The sequence below is a fragment of the Sphingobacterium sp. JUb56 genome, from assembly GCF_014191365.1.
Lineage (GTDB): Bacteria > Bacteroidota > Bacteroidia > Sphingobacteriales > Sphingobacteriaceae > Sphingobacterium > Sphingobacterium anhuiense.
Map to the genome: position 1 here is coordinate 2,757,237 of NZ_JACHWL010000001.1, position 20,279 is coordinate 2,777,515.

Annotated in this window: 18 protein-coding genes; 5 read left to right on the forward strand and 13 right to left on the reverse strand. The window is 35.5% G+C overall.

The features are described 5' to 3' along the window. Nucleotides 1-10: 10 nt before the first annotated feature. The 3 genes from FHR29_RS11600 to FHR29_RS11610 all read left to right on the forward strand — a co-directional run bounded on the left by FHR29_RS11600 (nucleotide 11) and on the right by FHR29_RS11610 (nucleotide 3,509). The gene (locus FHR29_RS11600; protein ID WP_183914810.1) at nucleotides 11-1,924 is read left to right on the forward strand and encodes a histidine kinase; all 1,914 of its coding nucleotides are present in this window, start codon (nucleotides 11-13) and stop codon (nucleotides 1,922-1,924) included. 7 nt (nucleotides 1,925-1,931) lie between these two features. Further along, the gene (locus FHR29_RS11605; protein ID WP_221197848.1) at nucleotides 1,932-2,681 is read left to right on the forward strand and encodes a LytTR family DNA-binding domain-containing protein; all 750 of its coding nucleotides are present in this window, start codon (nucleotides 1,932-1,934) and stop codon (nucleotides 2,679-2,681) included. 432 nt (nucleotides 2,682-3,113) lie between these two features. Continuing rightward, entirely contained in the window at nucleotides 3,114-3,509 is a 396-nt protein-coding gene (locus FHR29_RS11610; RefSeq protein WP_168125920.1) for a hypothetical protein, read from the forward strand. A gap of 175 nt (nucleotides 3,510-3,684) precedes the next feature. On the opposite strand, the gene FHR29_RS11615 is transcribed toward FHR29_RS11610, so the two are convergent. Then, nucleotides 3,685-4,068, reverse strand: coding sequence for a DUF6896 domain-containing protein (locus FHR29_RS11615; protein ID WP_132846005.1), 384 nt, complete (start codon nucleotides 4,066-4,068; stop codon nucleotides 3,685-3,687). A 237-nt stretch (nucleotides 4,069-4,305) separates the two neighbouring features. On the opposite strand from FHR29_RS11615, the gene FHR29_RS11620 reads away from it, so the two are divergent. Then, a complete protein-coding gene (locus FHR29_RS11620; RefSeq protein WP_183914812.1) occupies nucleotides 4,306-4,836 on the forward strand; it encodes an HAD family hydrolase in 531 nt (176 codons plus the stop codon). 42 nt (nucleotides 4,837-4,878) lie between these two features. Here FHR29_RS11620 and FHR29_RS11625 read toward each other — a convergent pair whose 3' ends face one another. The 6 genes from FHR29_RS11625 to FHR29_RS11650 all read right to left on the reverse strand — a co-directional run bounded on the left by FHR29_RS11625 (nucleotide 4,879) and on the right by FHR29_RS11650 (nucleotide 13,848). Next, entirely contained in the window at nucleotides 4,879-5,451 is a 573-nt protein-coding gene (locus tag FHR29_RS11625) for a GNAT family N-acetyltransferase (protein ID WP_183914815.1), read from the reverse strand. A 298-nt stretch (nucleotides 5,452-5,749) separates the two neighbouring features. Continuing rightward, entirely contained in the window at nucleotides 5,750-7,615 is a 1,866-nt protein-coding gene (locus FHR29_RS11630; protein ID WP_183914816.1) for a RagB/SusD family nutrient uptake outer membrane protein, read from the reverse strand. Nucleotides 7,616-7,642: 27 nt separating this feature from the next. Further along, nucleotides 7,643-10,996, reverse strand: a complete 3,354-nt coding sequence (locus FHR29_RS11635) for a SusC/RagA family TonB-linked outer membrane protein (RefSeq protein WP_221197849.1) — start codon at nucleotides 10,994-10,996, stop codon at nucleotides 7,643-7,645. A 44-nt stretch (nucleotides 10,997-11,040) separates the two neighbouring features. After that, complete coding sequence (locus FHR29_RS11640) at nucleotides 11,041-12,174, reverse strand: FecR family protein (RefSeq protein WP_183914818.1); 1,134 nt, start codon at nucleotides 12,172-12,174, stop codon at nucleotides 11,041-11,043. 62 nt (nucleotides 12,175-12,236) lie between these two features. Next, nucleotides 12,237-12,797, reverse strand: a complete 561-nt coding sequence (locus FHR29_RS11645) for an RNA polymerase sigma factor (protein ID WP_183914820.1) — start codon at nucleotides 12,795-12,797, stop codon at nucleotides 12,237-12,239. Nucleotides 12,798-13,287: 490 nt separating this feature from the next. Next, on the reverse strand, nucleotides 13,288-13,848 hold the full coding sequence (locus tag FHR29_RS11650; RefSeq protein ID WP_183914822.1) for a hypothetical protein: 561 nt from the start codon (nucleotides 13,846-13,848) through the stop codon (nucleotides 13,288-13,290). 133 nt (nucleotides 13,849-13,981) lie between these two features. Here FHR29_RS11650 and FHR29_RS11655 point away from each other — a divergent pair, with 133 nt between their 5' ends. Further along, nucleotides 13,982-15,058 carry a resolvase gene (locus tag FHR29_RS11655; RefSeq protein ID WP_183914824.1) on the forward strand — a complete coding sequence of 359 codons (1,077 nt, stop codon included), beginning with the start codon at nucleotides 13,982-13,984 and terminating at the stop codon, nucleotides 15,056-15,058. Between the two features lie 17 nt (nucleotides 15,059-15,075). Here FHR29_RS11655 and FHR29_RS11660 read toward each other — a convergent pair whose 3' ends face one another. The 6 genes from FHR29_RS11660 to FHR29_RS11685 form a co-directional block, all read right to left on the reverse strand. Then, nucleotides 15,076-15,531, reverse strand: a complete 456-nt coding sequence (locus FHR29_RS11660) for a hypothetical protein (RefSeq protein ID WP_183914826.1) — start codon at nucleotides 15,529-15,531, stop codon at nucleotides 15,076-15,078. Between the two features lie 76 nt (nucleotides 15,532-15,607). Further along, entirely contained in the window at nucleotides 15,608-16,099 is a 492-nt protein-coding gene (locus FHR29_RS11665) for an SMI1/KNR4 family protein (RefSeq protein ID WP_183914828.1), read from the reverse strand. Between the two features lie 18 nt (nucleotides 16,100-16,117). After that, complete coding sequence (locus FHR29_RS11670; RefSeq protein ID WP_260292068.1) at nucleotides 16,118-16,636, reverse strand: hypothetical protein; 519 nt, start codon at nucleotides 16,634-16,636, stop codon at nucleotides 16,118-16,120. A gap of 138 nt (nucleotides 16,637-16,774) precedes the next feature. Further along, nucleotides 16,775-17,887 carry an SMI1/KNR4 family protein gene (locus tag FHR29_RS11675; protein WP_183914831.1) on the reverse strand — a complete coding sequence of 371 codons (1,113 nt, stop codon included), beginning with the start codon at nucleotides 17,885-17,887 and terminating at the stop codon, nucleotides 16,775-16,777. A gap of 7 nt (nucleotides 17,888-17,894) precedes the next feature. Beyond that, a complete protein-coding gene (locus FHR29_RS11680) occupies nucleotides 17,895-18,527 on the reverse strand; it encodes a hypothetical protein (RefSeq protein ID WP_183914833.1) in 633 nt (210 codons plus the stop codon). A gap of 24 nt (nucleotides 18,528-18,551) precedes the next feature. Next, entirely contained in the window at nucleotides 18,552-20,036 is a 1,485-nt protein-coding gene (locus tag FHR29_RS11685) for a hypothetical protein (protein WP_183914835.1), read from the reverse strand. Nucleotides 20,037-20,279: the final 243 nt, after the last annotated feature.

The window sequence follows — 20,279 nt, forward strand, 5'->3', positions numbered from 1 at the left end:
TTCATCTAGCATGGCTTCTACCAAAATAAACTATATAACCGTATTATTGCTTACGCTGTTGCTGTTTTCCTGCGGTCAAAGTAGTAGTTCTTCCAGCACGGCGGAACAGGAAAACAGCACTTCCGAAAAAGATTATATTGCTTTTCTTATATCCACAGATACTTTACCGCTAATGGCAAAAATACAGGCCATAACCTTAGAAGACAGTATCCTTTCGAAAAGGAAAGATAGTGTATCAAGAGCAATGCATTATTTCTTTCAGGCAAAGCTTAAATATTGGGGAAACGATCCTCAAAATGCGTCTGCTTCGCTAGATAGTATGAACGTGCAGCAACAGTCTGGCGATCTCTATTTTTTAAAAAAATCAGCTTCGCTTGATCAGCAGACCAGCGAAAGCAACGTGGTGGATGCTGCTGTCATGAAAAAAATACAAGAACTCCTTCAAAAAGCAGAAAATTCATCCAGTAGGATTACTTACTATTTTTATGACCTCACCGCCAAGTCATTTTATCAGAATAAAAACGAAAAGGCGGCAGCAATATATGTGGACAAATATTATCACGCTCACCCCTATAAGGAGCACCCTGTTGTCAAACGACGTTACTACGATATGATATTCTTGCTAGCATCCCGACTGGATGATTATGAAAAAATGGCAAAATACAACAAACTAGCAAAACAGCTGGCATTAGCCTCTAACGATAACCTCGCCCTAGCACGTACATACGACAACGAAGCACAAATCTACGCCCGCATGGGATTCTATGATGAAAGTCTAAAGATGAGCAGAGCGTTTGTTTCCATTTTAGAAAAAAACAACGATATCCATGATGTAGCTTACAACAATTTAGCCAAAAGCTTTATAAATATCGGCCAACTAGATTCGGCAGTATATTATTACAAAAAAGCGATTGCAATGAATAAGAAGAATATGTCTGATAAACCTAGATATCTTCTTTACAAAGGCCTGTCCGAGGCCTATTTACTACAAAGTGATTACAGAAAAGCATATGAAACCTTAGATATGGCTAGCCAACTCGAAGTAAAAACCATTAAAGAGATCGAAGCGGCTAACATTGCGGAAATAGAAGAGAAATATGAAGCAGAAAAAAAAGACCGTAATATTTTGACTTTAAAGAGTAAAAATCAGCATAGTGAAGACATCATTAGGCAACAGAAATATATGCTGTTCTCAGGTCTAGCTTTGGCAGCTGGATTACTGGCACTTATCTATAACGTATATCAGCAAAAAAGTCTAAAGCAAAAAAACAAATTACTTCACAGTGATAACAGTAGGCTAAAACTGGAGCATAAGCTTTTGCAGACCCAGCTCAATCCACATTTTGTTTTTAACTCCATCGCCAACCTGCAAGGTCTCATCGCAACAGGAGACAGCACAGAATCTGTACGTTACCTTTCTTCGTTTTCCCAATTGCTACGGGATATACTGGAACAGAGCCGGATGGATTTTATAGATCTAAATGAAGAAATTATCTCGCTCGAAAATTATATCCATTTGCAACAGATGCGCTATCCCAACCTTTTCGGCTACCGCATAGATATAGATGAACAACTGGATACCGAAGAGGTGTTTATACCACCTATGTTATTGCAACCTTTTGTAGAAAATGCGATCGAACATGGGTTTAGGAATATTGCTTATAAGGGCGAACTTATTATCCGGGTTGAATTAGAGGAAAATGAAATTATCATAACGATCGATGATAATGGAAGCGGTCTAACACACCAAAAAACATCAAGTCAGAAAAAGAAATCATTGGCGCAAGATATATTGAGAGAACGTCTTCAGTTATTATATAGACTCAACAATCAGCAAGCACGTTTTGAGCTCATTGAAAAAAAAGCCTTTGGCAAACAAGGCATTTGCATTAAAATAAATTTACCCATTATCAAAAATATATAAGGAAACTATGATAAAGGTCTACGTTTTAGAAGACGAAAAAATTATTCTGCGCCATCTGCTGCAGATACTGAATGAAATGCCGGACATCAAGGTGCTTGGCTATACCGAAGGGATCGCTGAAGCGAAAGTGGAAATACCTCTTTTAAAACCAGATGTGATCCTTGCTGACATAAGACTGAAGGATGGCAATAGCTTTCAATTGTTTGATGAAATCGGAACAGAAAATTTTCAGATCGTTTTTTTAACAGCATACGATCAGTACGCCATTGAGGCGCTGAACCTTGGAGCACTTGGTTATCTTTTAAAACCTGTAAACAAAGAGTCCCTACATGATATGCTGGATAAATGCCGACAGCACCGTGGGCAAATGACAATGGATCCGGAACGTGTTACTCTAGCTAAAGATCACTACCTCTCTCCGGAAACCCCATTGAACCGAAGGATCGCACTCAAAAGTCAAGAGTATATCGAAATCGTATCGATGGACGATATCCTTTACTGTAAAAGCGATAAAAGTTACACTTCGTTTTTTCTCACAGATAAAAGAGAGGTACTGGTCTCTAAAGGGCTCAAGCTCTATGAGAACATGTTGGCCAGATGTGGTTTTCTCCGTTGCCATCAGTCATATTTAGTAAACTTCTTATATGTAAAAAAATACTATCGGGAGGGTTTTCTCGAAATGACCAATAAAGAAATGATACCGGTATCAATTAGAAAAAAGGAAGAGGTCTTATTGTATCTTGAAAATTTAGCCTGATAGCTGTCTTGCTTCACCTTCTTATGCATTAAAATTAAATGGTACAGGATGCAAAACTGCTATAAGCTATAGGAGTTTTGCATCTGATTGATAATAAATCGTATTAAAATATTTAATAGGATTCGATCATGAATGCACGAAATCACCAAGAAATGGATAATACTCAAAAGATTTGAAAGCTCTTCAGATCCTTGATTAGCAATTTATAGTTGTTTTGTTTTAGAGATGTAAATATTAATTGATTATAAGAACGTATATATCGAGTTACTAACGCTGAAGCTGATAATTATATCTTACAATTTAAGAAATTTAGATTATAAAAAGTTACGTAGAAATAAGAAAACCTTCACGATTTAAAAGATAACAATCTGTATATTTATAAATTACGGTTACAGATAAGTAATCCATTGTTTTATTATCACTCCAATCATTATGCGAAAATTTTATAGTTTAGTTTCTTGCGGTTACTTAATTTTCACGCTAACTTCATGTTTTTCGTCTCATTTGACAACTCAAAATCAAATAAGACAAGCAATACCTCAAAGCCGATTTGCAGATGCGCAATCAGTTGGTATGAAAAAAGAAGATATTATAAAAAAATTTGGCCTTCCATTATCAACTTCTGCTGAAGTGAAAAAGGATGTGGGAAACGAAGATTTACACTACGTAGAAGTTTTGGGCGATATAAAATTATTTACTACTATTACTTTCCAGAACGGGATTGCAATAAAACAGAAGGTCGATCAAATAACGTCCAACTATGACGATCGTTTAAAAAAACTTGAAAAAGACCTAAAAATTCTGCAGACACCGAGACTCTATAACTAATAGCCTGATTTATTTTTTCAGAAATATAGATCTATAGTTTATAGTCTATATTACAAAGTTGAAATAACCATTGGTTTAGGTGTACTTTATTGCCTTTTATTTCCATCTTAAGGAATATAAAAATTAATTTAAGTAATTTGAACTTTAAATGTAGAACGCATTTTCATAAAAGTTGCTATTCATTAATCTCATATATTCTATTTAGAAATCTTAATTCTTGTTTTTCAACTTTCTCTTTCAAAAATGCTTTACACATTGCTTCTGTTATCTCTGAATTATGCCCATCCACGAATAAATAAAAACTCCAATCTGTAAATCCAATATTATCGTTTTCAAATTCAATATCCACATCTTCATTTTTAAATCTAAAATCGCAACCATAACCATGAAAAACATATCCTTTAATCTGAGAATTTTTGATGCCAAAATTTCGATTTTGAATAAGTCCTTGGTTTTTTCGCATCAAGATTTCTTTCTCCCCAAAATTTTCCAATATATATCGCAATACTAATTTTAACTTTTCAATAAATTTGGAATAGATGACATCTAGATCTCGCATGTTTATCAGAAAAAAATTACTGTAATTACTTTGTTCCTTTCACAAGTAAAAGTAATAATCTTCTGGCCTTATTCCTAAAAATTAAAGTATTTAAGATTCAGTGATCTGTTAATACTTTTTTCGAATAATCAATCTTATCTGGTCCAAATGAGGGACATGATTATTAAAATGATCCAATTTTAGTGACATCTGAAAATTTCGAGTAAAATATTGCGAAAATCTCCCTATGATTGTAAAATGGAAACCCTAATAGTCTTGGATCTAGACAAAACTCTGCTTTATGCTGTGCAAAATAAACTCGAAAGAGATGAAGACTTCAAGATGGGTTCATATTTCATTTATAAAAGACCTTATTTAGATCACTTCCTTACGTTATTAGCAAGGGATTTCAAATTAGCGATATGGAGTTCGGCAGACGATGTTTATGTAAAACAATTGGTTGAAAGAATCAAACCTGCGCATATTACATTTGAATTTGTCTGGGGAAGATCACGAACGACAAAAAAACGTAAAAGTGTGACTGATGACTACTACTTTGTAAAAAGATTATCTAAAATCAAGCAAAAAGGATTTAAGTTGGAAAGGACGCTTATAATCGATGATACAGCTGAAAAATCAATGCTAAACTATGGTAATGCAGTCCAGGTAGCTGAATTCACCGGAGACCCTGTGGATGATGAATTGCTACAGTTATCGAATTATCTTCAAACACTGAAAGACGCCGAAAATGTTCGCATAATTGAAAAAAGATTTTGGAGAAATGGATAATTTAAATGGTTTTTCTTCACCGCGTAATAACTCCATTACTGATCATTTAGGCATTGTTCCCCATTCTTCTTGAAGAATACTGTAAACATACGGTCCTTTACTTTCACCATAAGACTGAATATTGTAATTTCTTAGAAGCCCTTCTTTAACCGCACCGATCTTTTCTATTGCTCTTTGTGATTTGAGATTGTTGATATCTATTTTAAATTCTACTCGACGTAGATCTAAGATGTCAAAGGAATAGTCAAGGAGAAGTCTTTTACAAATTGTATTTATACCTGTTCCTTGATATTTTTCGCCAATCCATGTCCATCCGATTTCTAATCTTTTATGCTGAAAACTGATATTTCCAAACATCGTTAATCCGATTGGATCACCGTCTTCCTTCCTGATAATGATGAGTGGGTATAATTCCTTTTCCTGTTTTGCATGAAGACAGAAATTAAAATAATCTGTTAGATCATTCCGGTTTTTTACTCTTGCTCCAAATTCGCCTAGTGCTGTACTATAGCTAATAGATTCTATTGTATCAATATCATGAATGGTCAAAGGGCGCATAAAAATTGACTCGTTTTCAAGAATCAATTCAGATGAGAAAAATGTTTCTATATTCATTTTTGTGCTTGTGGCTTATAGTTGCTTATACTAGCCTAATATACATAAGTTCCGCAATACTATTTATAACAGTAGTTTGATTCTTTTAAGTTGGAGTTTTTTTTTAATAGACGGGTTGTTCGTATTTCCTTAAATAGTTAAATGATAAATTCAATATCAAGGAGTACCATCATTGTGAAAACATAATACAAACTGAATGTATTATTTCCAAAAGTGCGATACTTTTAGAAACAATACACTTAGTTTGTGTTGACGGCTAGAAAATTAATAGCATGATAAAAATGCAATAATGATTACCCTAGTCCCAGAAAGGATTTTGAACTAAATTTTTATTCTTATCAATTTCCGACTGAGGCACTGGAAACCAATAATTTTTTTCTGAGAAAAGACGTTTCTGATATACTGACCTTTTGAAAAACGCTTTCGGATTAGCATCGTTATCATCTTTTTCTGTACCAGAAAAATTCATTCCATAAAAATTACCATTAATAGTCTGCTCTCCTATTTTCCATCTACGAATATCGCGATAACGAATTCCCTCATTGTTGAGCTCTACACGTCTTTCTTGACGAATAGCCTGACGTACCTGTTCTTGACTGCTTGGAACGGCTAATGCGGACGGCCCTGTTCCATATTGTGGAATACCTCCCCGCTCCCGAATTAAATTTAAATATTTCAATATGTCGGCGTGACCAGGGTTACTTTCATTTAATGCTTCTGCATAATTGAGATACGCTTCTCCTAAACGATAGAGAATACCTGGCCGATAAGGATTCGTACCGTTGCGAGGGTCATAATCGGGGTGTACTTTTTTTCGTACCAGGTACCCGTTCTGTGGCGCATCATGTGTCGGTCCACCATCCCAGCTTCCTAAATAAAATTCAGTTGTTCGATTTTCTCTCCTAAACCAAGCGCCGTTATACAGCACAGAAATATAAAACCGTGGTTCACGATGGGTGTACATGTTAAAAGTTCCCTCTAGGGTTACAATACCTCCTCCTTTGGATTCTGCCCATTGTGTATTCCGAATTTCATTGGCAGTTGAAAATCCTTTCTCCCGATACCCTGAGAGGGGATCATTGATGGTACGCCCATTTTCCATATAAAATGCATCAACCAATGATTGGGTGATTCCTAAACCTCCATTGCCTCCTGTCCCACGAGGCTGGGCATGTCGATCGTATTCACCAAAATCTGAATTAGGTCTTGCGAATAGTATTTCTTTATTGCCATCTTGCGGTCTTCTGAACATCATATTCAGATACGACATAAATGGATCTATGCTTCCATCTGCATTATATTCATAATAGAGCTTATGTCCTGAAGCTTCAGCACGATCGATAAGCAATTTACTGGCTTGGGTGGCAATGGCCCACTTATTTGCATCGAATGTTGCATTATAAATGGCCTCTCCTTTATTATTTACAAAAGATTTGTAGGCGCTATTGCCATTAACTAAGGGGCTTGCCGCAAATAAAAGTAATCTTGCTCTAACAGCTAAGCACATAATGGAAGTAGCTCTTCCATATTTTTGTGTATTGGTGTAGCTTGCAGGCAGCACCGCAGACAGGTCTAATAGCTCCTGATCGATCCATTTGACGACATTATCAAATGGCGTTTGACCTAGCATTAACTCTTCTTCACTGCCATTGGGATCTGCCATACCGAGTTGAAAAGGTATTGCTCCGTATGTTTCCAGCAACAGCGAATAATAATAAGCAATCATAAAACGAGCTTCCGCCTTCATCAGGTTTACTTCGTCTTCGGTTACCAATTGTGCAGCATTGGGTTTGACATGTTCTAAAAAGATATAGGCAGAGCGGATTCTTTTAGGTAGCTCGCTCCAATAATTAGGATCCCAATCACTAGTTGGATTCCAATTGCCGGTTTGTTTTGCAAGCAAGGTCCAACCAAACTGTTCCCATCCTGTAGATGGCGCCATATCGTCTGATAGTGGATCCCAGCCGATCGAACGGGTATAGCCCCAATAGGGATCGGGAATATTACTATATATACCGGCAAGCCAATCCTCAGTACGCGTTTTATCATTGAACACCATTTCTAATGTCAATTGATCATCTGGCATCTTATCCAAATATTTTGTACACGAGGTTAGGGCAAAGGTTATAAAAATGATGGATATTAATATCTTAGATTTTTTCATTACAGTATTTTTATAGTAATCAGGCTGTTATTTAAAATTCAATTCCATGCCTATTGACATAGACTTCATAATTGGATAGCGCATACCATTATTGACGCCTAGCTCCGGATCCCAAAGCTTAAAATCTGAAATAGTCAATAAATTATTCCCTCTTAAGAAAATACGTAGGTTTTTTATTTGAATGGGATTTATCCAGTTGGAAGGCATATTAAAACCCAGTTCAACATTTCGCAATCTCAAAAAACTCATATCTCGCAACCACCAGGTTGAGGCCATATTATTATTGGAACTTTGATAATCTGACAAACGAGGATAAAAAACATCTTGTCTGGGATCGGCTACTGTCCAACGGTCTGATACGTTATCAAACATGTTTCCCATAGCACCATTGGAACTACCGGGAATAAAATTAGATCCTCCGATAATACGGTCCGTCTTTGAAAGTCCTTGCATAAAGAAGCCAAAGTCAAAAGATTTATAGCGCACATTTGCTCCAAAACCGTATACAATCTGAGGATCTTCTGTACCTCCTATTGCAGTTCTGTCAAATGCATCAATCACACCATCATGGTTTAGGTCCACGTATTTAATATCTCCAGGACGAACAGGGCCAAAAGTATGTTTAGGAATATCACTTTTTAATTGTCCATTAGCGACATCGGCAAAATCCTGTTCCTCAAAAAGACCATCTGCCACTAAACCAAATAGCTGTCCGATTGACTTCCCTGTCGAAGAACGGGATGTGCCAATTACTGCTGATGGCTCATCTTGCTCAATGATTTTGTTATGTGCGTAAGTGAATGTACCTCTTACTGATAGAAATAAATCCGGATTTAATGCTTTACTAAATTCAACTGATGCATCTACTCCTTGATTATTCACTTTACCATAGTTTGCCCACGGCGCATTTGTAAATCCACTGGAGCCGGGTATAGACCGACGTTGCATAAAAATATTGCTGCGCTTTTCTGTAAAATAATCGATTTGAAAGTCAAGTGCATTCCACAGTCCCAGTTCAAAACCTAGATTGGTCTTGTTTACCGTCTCCCACGTCAAATCAAGATTTCCCTGATCACCTTCAATTCTGCCCGATCGTCTGAAATCATTATTGATACCCCACGAATAACCCGTGGACTCATTAATCGTGGTAATGTAAGCGAAGCGTCGACCATCCAGTTTGTCATTTCCGACTAAACCGTAGGAACCTCTGAACTTAAGTTTATTGACCGTACTTCTCAGATGTTGCATCCAAGTTTCTTCTGATAGATACCATCCCAATGCAAAAGAGGGGAAGAAACCAAACCTTTTACCAGGAGCAAAATTTTCAGATCCATTATAACCAAAATTGAACTCACCTATGTAGCGGTTAGCGTAGTTGTAGGAAAAACGACCTGCAATACCTTGATTACGGTAAGGCAACAGATCGCCATTATCGTAGTTTCGCTGATTATAGAGTACCATCCCCTCGATGTTATGGTTTCCGAAATTTTGAGCATAGTTAATTGCTCCTTCTAAATACATACTCTTATCTCCCCAATCTGATCCTTTGCTGTAACCTAAGAACTCCTGCCCATAGCTATCTATAACAAGTTTCAAACGTCCCTCTTCATCTCTTCCTATGGCCGGATTGTAATAATCTGGATCTTTACTTCGTACTACGGAAGTACTAGAATAACGATCGAAAGAAAAAAGACCTCTTGCTTTTAACCCTTTTAAAAAAAAGGCTAAATCTTGCTCTATGGAAAACAAGGATTCAATTTTGCTATCACTTAATCTTTCATACCCGCGTTGCGTAGCTAGCGCCCAGGGATTGGTACGTCCCGAGGTACGTGGTATTTCTCCGCTAGAGTAAATGGTTGGATGGACGTAAGGGGGAATTGTAAATGCCTCCTGAAAAAGAGCATCAACACTTTGAGGTGCACGATTGCGGTCTTGAAGATAACCGCCAATATTCAACCGAAATAAGGTAGTCGGGCTGACATTTATATCTACATTGGAACGTACGTTGTACCGATTTAATTTGGAAGAAGAATCCCAATCCTGCTTCTTATCTCTTTCTATGATTCCACCTTCTCTATAAAATGAAGTAACTAAGGAATAACGCAGAATATCTGAACCGCCGTTGACACTTAAATTGCCTCGGCTGTTTCCTGCTCTATCTTTTAAGATCTCATCCAACCAGTTGACATCTGGATACAGGTCTTTATCCACACCTTTGCGGATATTATCAATTCGCTCCTGTGAATACAACCCTGTTTCACCACGTTCTTCACGGATACTGTTCATGACCTCTAGGTATTCTGCTGCTCCGACAAATTTTGGTAACTGAATGGGAGAAGTTAATCCCTCTTCAAATCGAAACGAAACATTAGGCTTACCCACTTTTCCTCTTTTTGTATTGACTAAGATGACACCATTTGCTCCCCGAACACCGTAAACGGCACTGGCTGCAGCATCTTTAAGGACTGAGAATGATTCGATTTCTTCGGGATCCATATTATCCAATGATCGTTCGACGCCATCTACTAAAATTAGAGGATTCCGATTCCCGCCAAAGGTACTGATGCCTCTAATCCAAAAATTAGAATTATCATATCCTGGTTCTCCAGAACGTTGAACAGCAATCACTCCGGACAGCTGGCCTGCAAGATTATTGCTTAAAGAACGTGTTGTACCACTTTGTAAACGCTTTGGCTGTATGGTGGTAATGGCTCCTACTACTGAAGCTTTACGTTGGGTACCGAAACCAACAACAACAACTTCATCCAGCGCACTTACACTATCCTTTAAAACAATTCTATACGAATTTCTATCTGTTAATTCAATCTGTTCAGGTGCATAACCGACCAAACGAACGGAAATATAACGATCTGTAGGTAAAACACTTAAACTAAAGCGTCCGTTATCATCAGTAGATGTACTCCGGTTACTCACATTTCCAGTAACGGTAGCATTTGATAAGCGGTTACCACTTTCGGTCAATACCTGCCCTTCAATAATCCTATTCTGAATAACTTGTTCAACTTTTGCTGATTTCTTTAGAATAATGGTGTAGTCTTTCATAACAAAAGATACATTCATCCCGGTAAACAATTTGTTCAGAATACTTTCTAACTTTTCATTATGAAATGATAGTTTTATTTTTTTATTTTCATCAATATCATTAGGTGAATAAACAAATTTAACACCCATCTTTCCATGAAGATCATGCAACGCCTGCTTAATCGTTACATTATTAAATTCAATGGAAATTTCTTTTTGCAACGTTGCTTTCAGACTAGAACTCGTCGTAGTGATGCAGATGGTCAATAAGACCAGATACATCAGGAGTCTGACACCCCGAATATTTTGTTTTGTTTGTTTTGGTTTCAATTGATTCATAAATTAGTTTATTAAAAAAATTGGTGATTTTAATTGTTAACTGTTTATTTGACTGTTACATAGATGACTCCTTTCTTTTCTTTAAAATCAACACTATTTGTGAGTGCGATCATGTGCAGCACATCTTCGATAGTATTGTATCTTGTAAATATTCCGGTAAGTGTTTTAGCACCTGTGTCATCACTCATTTCAATCGATTTGCCGTACCAGGTACCGATTTCGTCCATAACCTGTCTCAGTTTTTCATTTTCAAAATAAAATTCGCCTCTTCTCCATGAATCTATTTTAGCTTTGCTGCTTTGCGAAGAAATCATAATTTTAGGTTGTATTTCTTGAAGAAATGCTTTATCTCCAGGTTTAAGCATAACCGTACCGTCCGAATGATTATGTGCCAACCTGATGCTACCTTCTTTCAACAGTACATTTTCTTCTCCTGGTATAGTCGTCGAAACATGAAATTGTGTCCCCAAGACTTCAATGGTTTGTAGCTTAGTTCGGACAGTAAAAGGAACCCACTTATCTTGAGATTGCTGCTTAGAAACGTCAAAATCAACTTCCCCTACCGCCATCACTTCCCTTGAGTGTATACCAAAATTGGACTGGAATGAAACGGAAGAATGTTTATTGAGGCTAACTTTTGTTTGATCCTTTAAAACAACGGTAAAAGGGGTTTCGGATGGATTATTGATTTCAATAAGTTCGACTTTTTGTGATCGCTCCATATGTGTCAGATCTAAAATATGCCCCTCTCCTTTTTTGTGAAGTGTACTGCCTACTGGTAGTGAGTCGAGAAGATTGATGCGGTGCTCTCTGTTGAAGGTTAATTGAGGGAAATCACGAGCAGTATGTTTACTTCTACTTAAAGACATAATGGTGTCCTTTCCTTGGTACAAGAATAAAGCACCTAATGAAAGAACAAACAATACGCTTGCCGCAACCGCTATCTGATAATGCTTTTTTCGATTGGAAATTTTAATTTTCCGGGTTATGGCAGCGTCAACTTGCTGTTTAATATCTTTATTAATGGATTCATAATCGATATGATCGAGATCGTGAATATCGAGACGGTCATATATTTTTTCAATTAGTTGATCCTCATTTTCTGAGGTTTTACCGGATAAATACTTATTAAAAATATTTATAATAAATACTCTAATTCTAGTTTTACTAGTGGACATATATAAAGTTTATAAGTTGGTCTTTATTATATGTCGTGATTTATAGCAAAACTCCCAAAAAATTAAAAAAATAAAAATAATATTTCCTTCAACTGGTTTTTCAACCATTTGGAGGCTGTTAATAATTGGTTTTGAACAGTTTTTGGAGAAACATTTAATATTTCGCCAATCTCCTTATTGTTCAAGTCATCAAAATATTTGAGTTTAAAAATTTCTCTTCTTTTCTTCGGCAGTTTATCAATCCAGTAATTTAGATAAACTTGAAGTTCCTCTTCTCTAAAATTATGATCTGCCTGATCCACACTTGCCATGTACTCAACAATCGTTTCTAGACTTTCTAGCTTTTTAGTCGATTTCCTAAACTGATCAATAATCTTGTACCGTATAGCTGTATACAGATAGTTACTTACCTGTTGAATTTCTTTTTCATGACGCTTGACCCATAAATCAATATATACATCCTGCACAATCTCTTTACTGATCAATTCATCATTTAACCTTGAAAAAGCGTGTTGATATAAACCTTTCCAAGTTCTTTCATACAATACATTATAAGCATCCACGTCAGATCTTTTCACCAAAAGATATAATTCTTCTAAAGAATAGAGATTCTCCGTGTACATGATATGAATAAAATAATGGGCCCTTAGTTTATAGTTGTTGCGGGCAAGATAACAAAATCCTATATCACTACAAGTGCTGGATAGTTTTTTATTTAATTTTTAATCCTTCATAAAAAAGGAGCATTATTTTTTTATTTGCCTTTCAATTCATGATAAAGCCTATAATAAACATATGCTGAAATTCAAAGACCGTAGCATATAATAATTCATTTTTAGGTCATTCAGAGGAAAATGATTTAAAACCAACAGGAAAAAAGAATCATATAAAAAACCCGTTTGGAACGACCAAACGGGTTTAAAAGATATTCGATTGATAACTTTTGCTTATAAACGCAGACGCCCCTGGCACCTCTTCGAGATCAGCACAAAAAAAAATCTAATTCTCAAATTATGTTTTTCGTTCTTTTCTCTTCTTTGGAATGTAATTATAAGCGCTATGCTCGACATATTCAATTTTATGTTCGAATAGAAGTTGAACAGTAATCATTAATTATCCTCCAAAATCGCCACAATCATGTTCTTTAAAAAGTGGTAAAGCTTCTTTAACTGTAAAAAACTTTGATATTCTTTTGTTTTTTAGTTCCAGTTTCTTCCCTTCTAATACCAGCTCATAAACAGGTGCTTTATCTATTTTTGTTAAAATATACGTGCGTTCTGATGTTTTTAAAGTTGTTTTATTTCCTTCGATAGAAGCAACGAAATCATCAATTTCAAAAGTGTCTTTTTCATCACAGACATTGGTCCATATCATTTTATTCTTTGTAATGGATAAACTAGCTAAATCGCATGAATAACAGTTCCCGGAGAATTCTATACCGTATTTCACATACACATTTGTACTTGTGCTATCCAATACATCAATAGGGATTAAGGTTGAAAGATCAGTCGGAAGATCCACTTTAGTTACCGTATTTTCTCGAAGAACAGGCGCAGCGGCTGTATCTACTTTTGGAACTATATCAGTAGATTTATCCCCTTTCTTTTCGGCAACTGGTGAGCAAGAAGCGAGTAGAGCCATCGCAAAAGAGAAGTTGATGATTACATTTTTCATGTGTATTGAATAATTTTAAAGTCTTTCATTTATCTTTTTTAAAATTGTCTAAAATATGTCCTTCGATAAATCCCTGCTTTCGGCCATATTAAGCCAATTTGAATAGTAATATCTTTGCTAAAAGACACAAAAAATGAAAACATTATATCCATTCGTCATATCCACCCTAGTTGTTACTTTTGTGGGATGTAATCCGTCTCCTAAAGCAACTGAAACGAGTAAAGAGACCGCTGAAGTTACGAAGAAAATCATTACACTAACCGATTTCAAAAAGATAAAAGGTGTAGATAATATACAGGATGTACCCTTTCAATTATTTACTATACTAGATTCTGTTCATTTTTTTATGGCTCCAAGCAAAGATGCTGATCACCTAAAAGTAGCTAAAAATAAACTCGATAATTACTACGGATTTGAGGAGTTTGATGATTTTTACGCGATCCATTTTAGCATTGATAATAACATTTCGAATAGCATTGAAGCTTTTGTTTTGAAGTCAGAATTCACAGCCTCTTTTGATTTGACCTTAGAAGGTAAAGATCTTTATGAGATCAGAAGCAGCTTATTGAAGAAAACTCAAGATTTTAAAAATAAATCATTCCGTAAATTCGGTACGATAGCAGAGGTTTCAGCACAAGAATTTAAAACAGCTTCTAAAAATCGAATCGATGAAGTCTTAGTGAAAAATCCGAAAGTAAAACTGAAAGATGGCAACTGGGTGTATACGGAAAATGGAAAAGAAACCACGATTGTGCAGCATGAGAATGTCCATACAGAAGACGGCATGTTATCCAATGAATATATCGGGCAGTCTCCTACACTAAATTTAGAGATTTTCAAAGAAGAATCGCCTGAAGTATACGATATGTACTACTCGTTTTATACGATAAAACCTGAAGTTAATTTTAGAACGTTTACCGGTGGTTATCCACAAATTATTCCAGGTAAAAATTGGATTTCTTATGTCAATTCAAACAATGACGTAGGAAGTGATTTTACCATTAACAAATACGCGGAGCAAGTTTCTGATCAAGAAAACCTGCTGTATATTATTTTTACGAACTTCAAAATTGCAGATCATAAAAAAGCTTTTTGGGCGGATAACGACACTTTTTATGCTGAAGTATTCCCGACAAATTCAGCCCCGGCGAAGGGTAAAAACCAAAAGACAGCTTACATAAAAATTCAGTTGAAGCCGAATCTATTTTAGTTAAGAATATATAACTGCTATTTTCTGATCAGCTGCAGTTGATCACCTTTTTTCACCATATTAAAGGACATGACTTTTGATATGGTGAAAACCTGGGTTGGGGCTTCACATGTTCCAGATCGGGCAATGCTATCAACCTGCATTTCAATTTGATCTGCTTTGGTGAAATAATATCTTCCAAATATTTGTGTGAAACAATCATTGCCACATTCCCAACTATCATAACTTGTAAATCTTTCTTGATCGAGAAAGTCTACTGCGTAAAAATTGAAAATAAATGCCGTATCTATTCTTTTTGATAAGCGATAGGTTGTATCACCATCTATCGTGACAAGCCCTCCTTCCTGAATGATCCATTTGCTATTTTTTAGATCGTTAGGGAAATTGTTTTTCTTTCTTTCAGCATCTGCACAACTTAGAATCGTTATTGTCAGCAAGAGGCTAAAAAAAGTAAAGGAAGCAGTTTTTTTCATTGTGCTTTATTTTTTTAATATGCAAGCCTTTTCAAGTACAATCATTTCTAAAATTTGTTTGACCATTTTATGATCTTTAAAACAAATCCAGGTATTCTTTCTTTAATGATCTCTTTTGGATCGCTTCAATAAAAGCACTAAAACTGTCCGACACAAGTTCTGTTTCTTCAAACTCAGGTTCTTGACCATAATAGATTTTCCCAAAATTTTCTTCTGAAACATGAAGAGCAAAATAGGCATAACCGTTTTTAACAGATAGAATAATAGGTACATGTTGATTCCAAAAATTCTTTACCACTTGTCGATTTTCAACATCTCCATCAAAAGCGTCTAAGGACAGAATTTCAAATTCATTCCATTTGAAATCATTTTCTTCATTTGTCTCATTAAAATCTGTAATGCTGTTAAACCATGTTGTATCGGAGTGGTTCGTGAGCAAGGAGTATGTTTTTAAAAAAGCAAGATAATCATCCGGCAGGTTCGAATATCGTGTCTGAAATCTTTTATTTAAAGTTTCATGATCAGAGTCCTTCGTAATAAAATGTAGGTATTCACTTAATACGTTCATCGTTTCGTTTTCAGATGTTTAGATTTTTGCAAAGAAATTAAAGGTCTGCTCAGCTATAAGTTTTGGATTGGCAGCTGCTATGCCATCGATCCGATCTTCATACAATTGGATATTTATTAATTTAACATCATTAGGTATTTTATAAATTTCATCTTTGGTATAATTATATCCCTTTACATCAGCGCTTTCCTTCCCTGGATATTTTTTAATCTCTACATAATACCGCAATGTGATGGTATTCCCCTTTTGTTCTCCTCTTTCAAAACGAATTTTTCTAAGCTGATGAACAGCATGGCCACTGGAACTGATGTTGCCCTGCATCCGAAATTTGAGAGTTTCAGCATCTTTATAGAGCATGTAAATAAGAGGAACTAGGCGTTCTGTGACTTCCTTACGGTTCACATAAGTTTGTATTGCACCAGTTTCTGGAATTTCTTTTAATACCCGCTTTGGTTCGGTGTAAATAGTAGAAATCTGCAATTTCTGAACATTTGTTTTACAGCCAAATAGCGCTAAAAATGAAGTTAAAACTGCCAAATATCTCACGGTCTTATTCCTAATAAATCTTTGAATTAAAGATAACAAAAGATACCGTTTGAAAATATCCCCGATACTGGTAGTTTTTAAAGTTTTTACTTTTTTTCCAACAACCTATTAATACATCCACTTTAATGATCACCGTATAACGATTGCTACCTGAGCACCTAAATTCTCTAATTCTTGAACGCTGCTGTGTATCCATTTTTTAGGACCTTTGTGATACAATATTCGCGCTTCCTTACTCATTTGCAGCGCTTCAGCACCCGACAATCGGTACTTCGCTTTTAATAAGGAGACTATTTTCATTTTATTTGGACCGATATCTGTGATATACACCTCAGCCTCCTGCCAATCCGATTCGCTGATCATTTCATTTTGCTCATCTTCTGCCATCTCTGGCATCTCCAGCACATTTTGATAAACTTCATCCCAAAATTCATTGCCTGAAATACTAAATTCCGTTAATAATGAAAGTAGGCCATTTTTATCATACCGTAGCTCGAAAATGGTTCGTAAAACATTTTGAAAAGTATCAACACTATTCGCCACTTTAATGGGTTTCCATTTTCCTGTACCATGAAAGGCAAAATAAACGGGAAAATTTTCTTCTGAATCGTTAAAATCGATAAAAAAGGGGTCTGCAAAATAATTACTGGCAATGACTAGCCAGCTTTCCTTAAAATCTCCTTCCTTTTCGCCAATCAAGCTTTTGGATGCAACCGTATTAAAAGCGTATCCATCTTGGAATGCCAGCAGTTGATCTACTACTGGAAAGTTTTCCGGGAGACAGAGATTTTCAATCGAATACGTTTGATTCCAAAAATTTAATAAGGAAGGAAACTGACCAATTTGCTCTAAGAGGTGCTTATTTTCACTTTCAAAAGATGCCTGCTGTTCCGCTGTTAATTCGTTTTCCTGTTTATCTTCGTTATCAAAAGGAAATTTTCGTTGCATCCAATGCAGTAAATCTCGATCTAATATTTTAAAATATTTTTCTTCCAAGGTGCCATAAGAAGTAAGATATACCTTTTTGTCCTCGTCATTTCTAGAAATTACAGCCACTTGCCCTCCAGAATCATCGGCCACAGGAATATAAAAGGGCAAATACGTCTCAAACTGATGGGTTGTAAAGCGTTCTTTAATAGCTTCTTCATCTTGAAAAACACGTATGCTACCATACACGATTTCAGAATTAAATTTCTTCTGAAATATTTTAATAAAGCTCTGCCAGTGATTGGGTAATTTCATAGGTATGTTAATTCAGTTGACTTTTCGCATCTTGCAGTATTTTTTCAGCGTTCCGTCTTATCTCTTTGGGTAATAACTTAAAATTTGCATCCTTTTCTTCCCGATACTGATCTTCTTCCTGAAAAGGAATCCAACCGGTAATCTTTGATTTTAAGAATGTTTTTCCGCCCCCATTTGTGTAAACGATAACTTTCAGCGGTTTAGCATCTAAACCATCTGATTCTTGAAAATAAGTAAGGTAAAACTCAGGAAAACCATCCTTATTTGCATCTCCCACTTCACAGTAGTTAATGAGATAGATCGGTTGTGCCAATCCTACAGCAAAATCTTTAAAGGTAATTTTTGAAATTAATCCGCCATGATCTTCCAGAAAAATTCCTGCGTGCAGATCCTTGGGGTTATCGTTAAGATAAGCGTCCTGTGCAGCTTTGCTTTCGTTTAAAAACCAAACATAACTTCCGCGGTTGGGAACAAATGATTGAACAACCATTACCGGATTTCCGGGCAATGGATTTCCAAGATCATCAATTATTTCATTGAATTTTTGATCAGAAGGAAAATATACTCCAGTACGTATTTGCGCAAAAGAGGATAAACTTAAAACACAAGCAACAAGTGCTAACAGCATTCTGAAAATCATAAATATCGTATTTGGAGTTTATTATTAATTTTCTTTGTATTCTTTTCCAGAACAAATGTCAATATAGTAATAAATAGTTTGCTCTTCATTCAATTTAACCGTGACCAGTCCATCCGAATTAATGGATTGATAGGCTTTTGATCCAATGTATTGTTTATTTTTATTATCGTAAAGCGCATACAATCCACCCTGTTCTTTTTGAAGAGCATAGATCTGATTTTCAGTATTCAAAACTGATATTTCATGATATTCGGGCTTTATCTCCCAGATATGTTCGTGCCGATTCCACAAGCCTTTAGTGCGAAATTGTTTTTCGTCTTCAATCGGAATAATATATAAATCACCCATGCCTTCGTATGAATTTATTTTCCCAAATTTCCAATTTTTATCCATGTATCTATTTGGTAAAATCATCTTTCTATCGGGCCAGACCAAATTTCCTACTTGATCCATGACCTTAAAATTATACGTATCAATGGTATCAACGACAGTTCCTTTGGTATCAATATATAGCCAATCGAACGCCCAAATAGCATGATCATAATTAAAAACACCCAATAGAAAATAAGGTGAATTAGTTATTGAATACACTAGGGTAGTTTTTCTTATGAAATCGATCTGTTTAGCTGTTACCTTTGTGATTTCCTTTGGAAATACCTTTTCATATTGTGGAAACGGATAAACAGCATTGGTTTCGCTATCTAATAGTAGTTTAGGAACTTCAGGTGTATAACGTTCTTTATTAATTTCATTGAGCACGATTGTTTCTTTCTCAAATTGCATTAAAAGTGTTTCGACACCTTCCAATCTGTTGTGAATCGGTTTTTTATGGTTCAGTTCATAAAGGGAAAAACCTGCATTTGAAGCTTTAATAAAGCGTTTATTTTCAAGCAATTCAGTGACATTATGTTCAATTTTATTCAAGCGATTTTTTTTGATTTCATACAGGGTACCATTCCAAAAGATGTGGTTTTCATCTACTGGAATAAAATTTAAATAGTAACTGTCGTCTAAATATGGAACATCCTTATGAAGTAAAATTTGCTTAGTTTCTACTACTCCTATTTCAATGTTGTGGTAGTTTTTTTCTTTTTGGATTCCACCTCCCAGAATATTCCATTCCCATTTCCAGATCGGCATCTTCTTGACATATTCCAGGTCTCTTTTGTAAAAAGTTAAACCATTTATAACGTTTAAGTTGATTTCACTGGCTGAAAAATCCAAAACTATTTTTCCATTTTCGTCTATGGCTGCATATTCATTCTTGTCATTTTCAACAATTGCAAAACCTGTCGGTGTCAATAGGGATGCCGTACGGAATTTTTGATTTGTGACAGCTTTCAAACTTGTTTTATCTACATAGATAAAATCATTTTGCTTCGTTAAAAAAGGAACACTATTTATTGTCTTCTTTTTTAAAAGAACATCAGGAGAATTGTCCTTTTTTTCTTGTGTACAAGCTGTGATTGAAATCAACATAAATAGGATACTAAAAGCTATAGTTTTCATGCTTAATAATTTTATTCATCTTATCCATCAATATTAGATAGAATATAAGATGAATACTATCCCAGTTATCAGCTATATTTTAGCCTAATATATTGTTTCCAATTGGATTTTGAAAAGACAAAGAACTTAGGCACTCTGCTATTTCTTGAAGTTGATCTTTAGAAATTCATCTAAAATATAAATGCCGTTATTTTAAAATAACGGCATTTTGGTTTGAATGTAAATCAGCTTTGAAAATACCCT

Bases quoted from the DNA above. Each gene is read 5' to 3' on its own strand.
- FHR29_RS11600 (WP_183914810.1), top strand. From the start codon at position 11: ATGGCTTCTACCAAAATAAACTATATAACCGTATTATTGCTTACGCTG.
- FHR29_RS11605 (WP_221197848.1), top strand. From the start codon at position 1,932: ATGATAAAGGTCTACGTTTTAGAAGACGAAAAAATTATTCTGCGCCAT.
- FHR29_RS11610 (WP_168125920.1), top strand. From the start codon at position 3,114: ATGCGAAAATTTTATAGTTTAGTTTCTTGCGGTTACTTAATTTTCACG.
- FHR29_RS11615 (WP_132846005.1), bottom strand. From the start codon at position 4,068: ATGCGAGATCTAGATGTCATCTATTCCAAATTTATTGAAAAGTTAAAA.
- FHR29_RS11620 (WP_183914812.1), top strand. From the start codon at position 4,306: ATGGAAACCCTAATAGTCTTGGATCTAGACAAAACTCTGCTTTATGCT.
- FHR29_RS11625 (WP_183914815.1), bottom strand. From the start codon at position 5,451: ATGAATATAGAAACATTTTTCTCATCTGAATTGATTCTTGAAAACGAG.
- FHR29_RS11630 (WP_183914816.1), bottom strand. From the start codon at position 7,615: ATGAAAAAATCTAAGATATTAATATCCATCATTTTTATAACCTTTGCC.
- FHR29_RS11635 (WP_221197849.1), bottom strand. From the start codon at position 10,996: ATGAATCAATTGAAACCAAAACAAACAAAACAAAATATTCGGGGTGTC.
- FHR29_RS11640 (WP_183914818.1), bottom strand. From the start codon at position 12,174: ATGTCCACTAGTAAAACTAGAATTAGAGTATTTATTATAAATATTTTT.
- FHR29_RS11645 (WP_183914820.1), bottom strand. From the start codon at position 12,797: ATGTACACGGAGAATCTCTATTCTTTAGAAGAATTATATCTTTTGGTG.
- FHR29_RS11650 (WP_183914822.1), bottom strand. From the start codon at position 13,848: ATGAAAAATGTAATCATCAACTTCTCTTTTGCGATGGCTCTACTCGCT.
- FHR29_RS11655 (WP_183914824.1), top strand. From the start codon at position 13,982: ATGAAAACATTATATCCATTCGTCATATCCACCCTAGTTGTTACTTTT.
- FHR29_RS11660 (WP_183914826.1), bottom strand. From the start codon at position 15,531: ATGAAAAAAACTGCTTCCTTTACTTTTTTTAGCCTCTTGCTGACAATA.
- FHR29_RS11665 (WP_183914828.1), bottom strand. From the start codon at position 16,099: ATGAACGTATTAAGTGAATACCTACATTTTATTACGAAGGACTCTGAT.
- FHR29_RS11675 (WP_183914831.1), bottom strand. From the start codon at position 17,887: ATGAAATTACCCAATCACTGGCAGAGCTTTATTAAAATATTTCAGAAG.
- FHR29_RS11680 (WP_183914833.1), bottom strand. From the start codon at position 18,527: ATGATTTTCAGAATGCTGTTAGCACTTGTTGCTTGTGTTTTAAGTTTA.
- FHR29_RS11685 (WP_183914835.1), bottom strand. From the start codon at position 20,036: ATGAAAACTATAGCTTTTAGTATCCTATTTATGTTGATTTCAATCACA.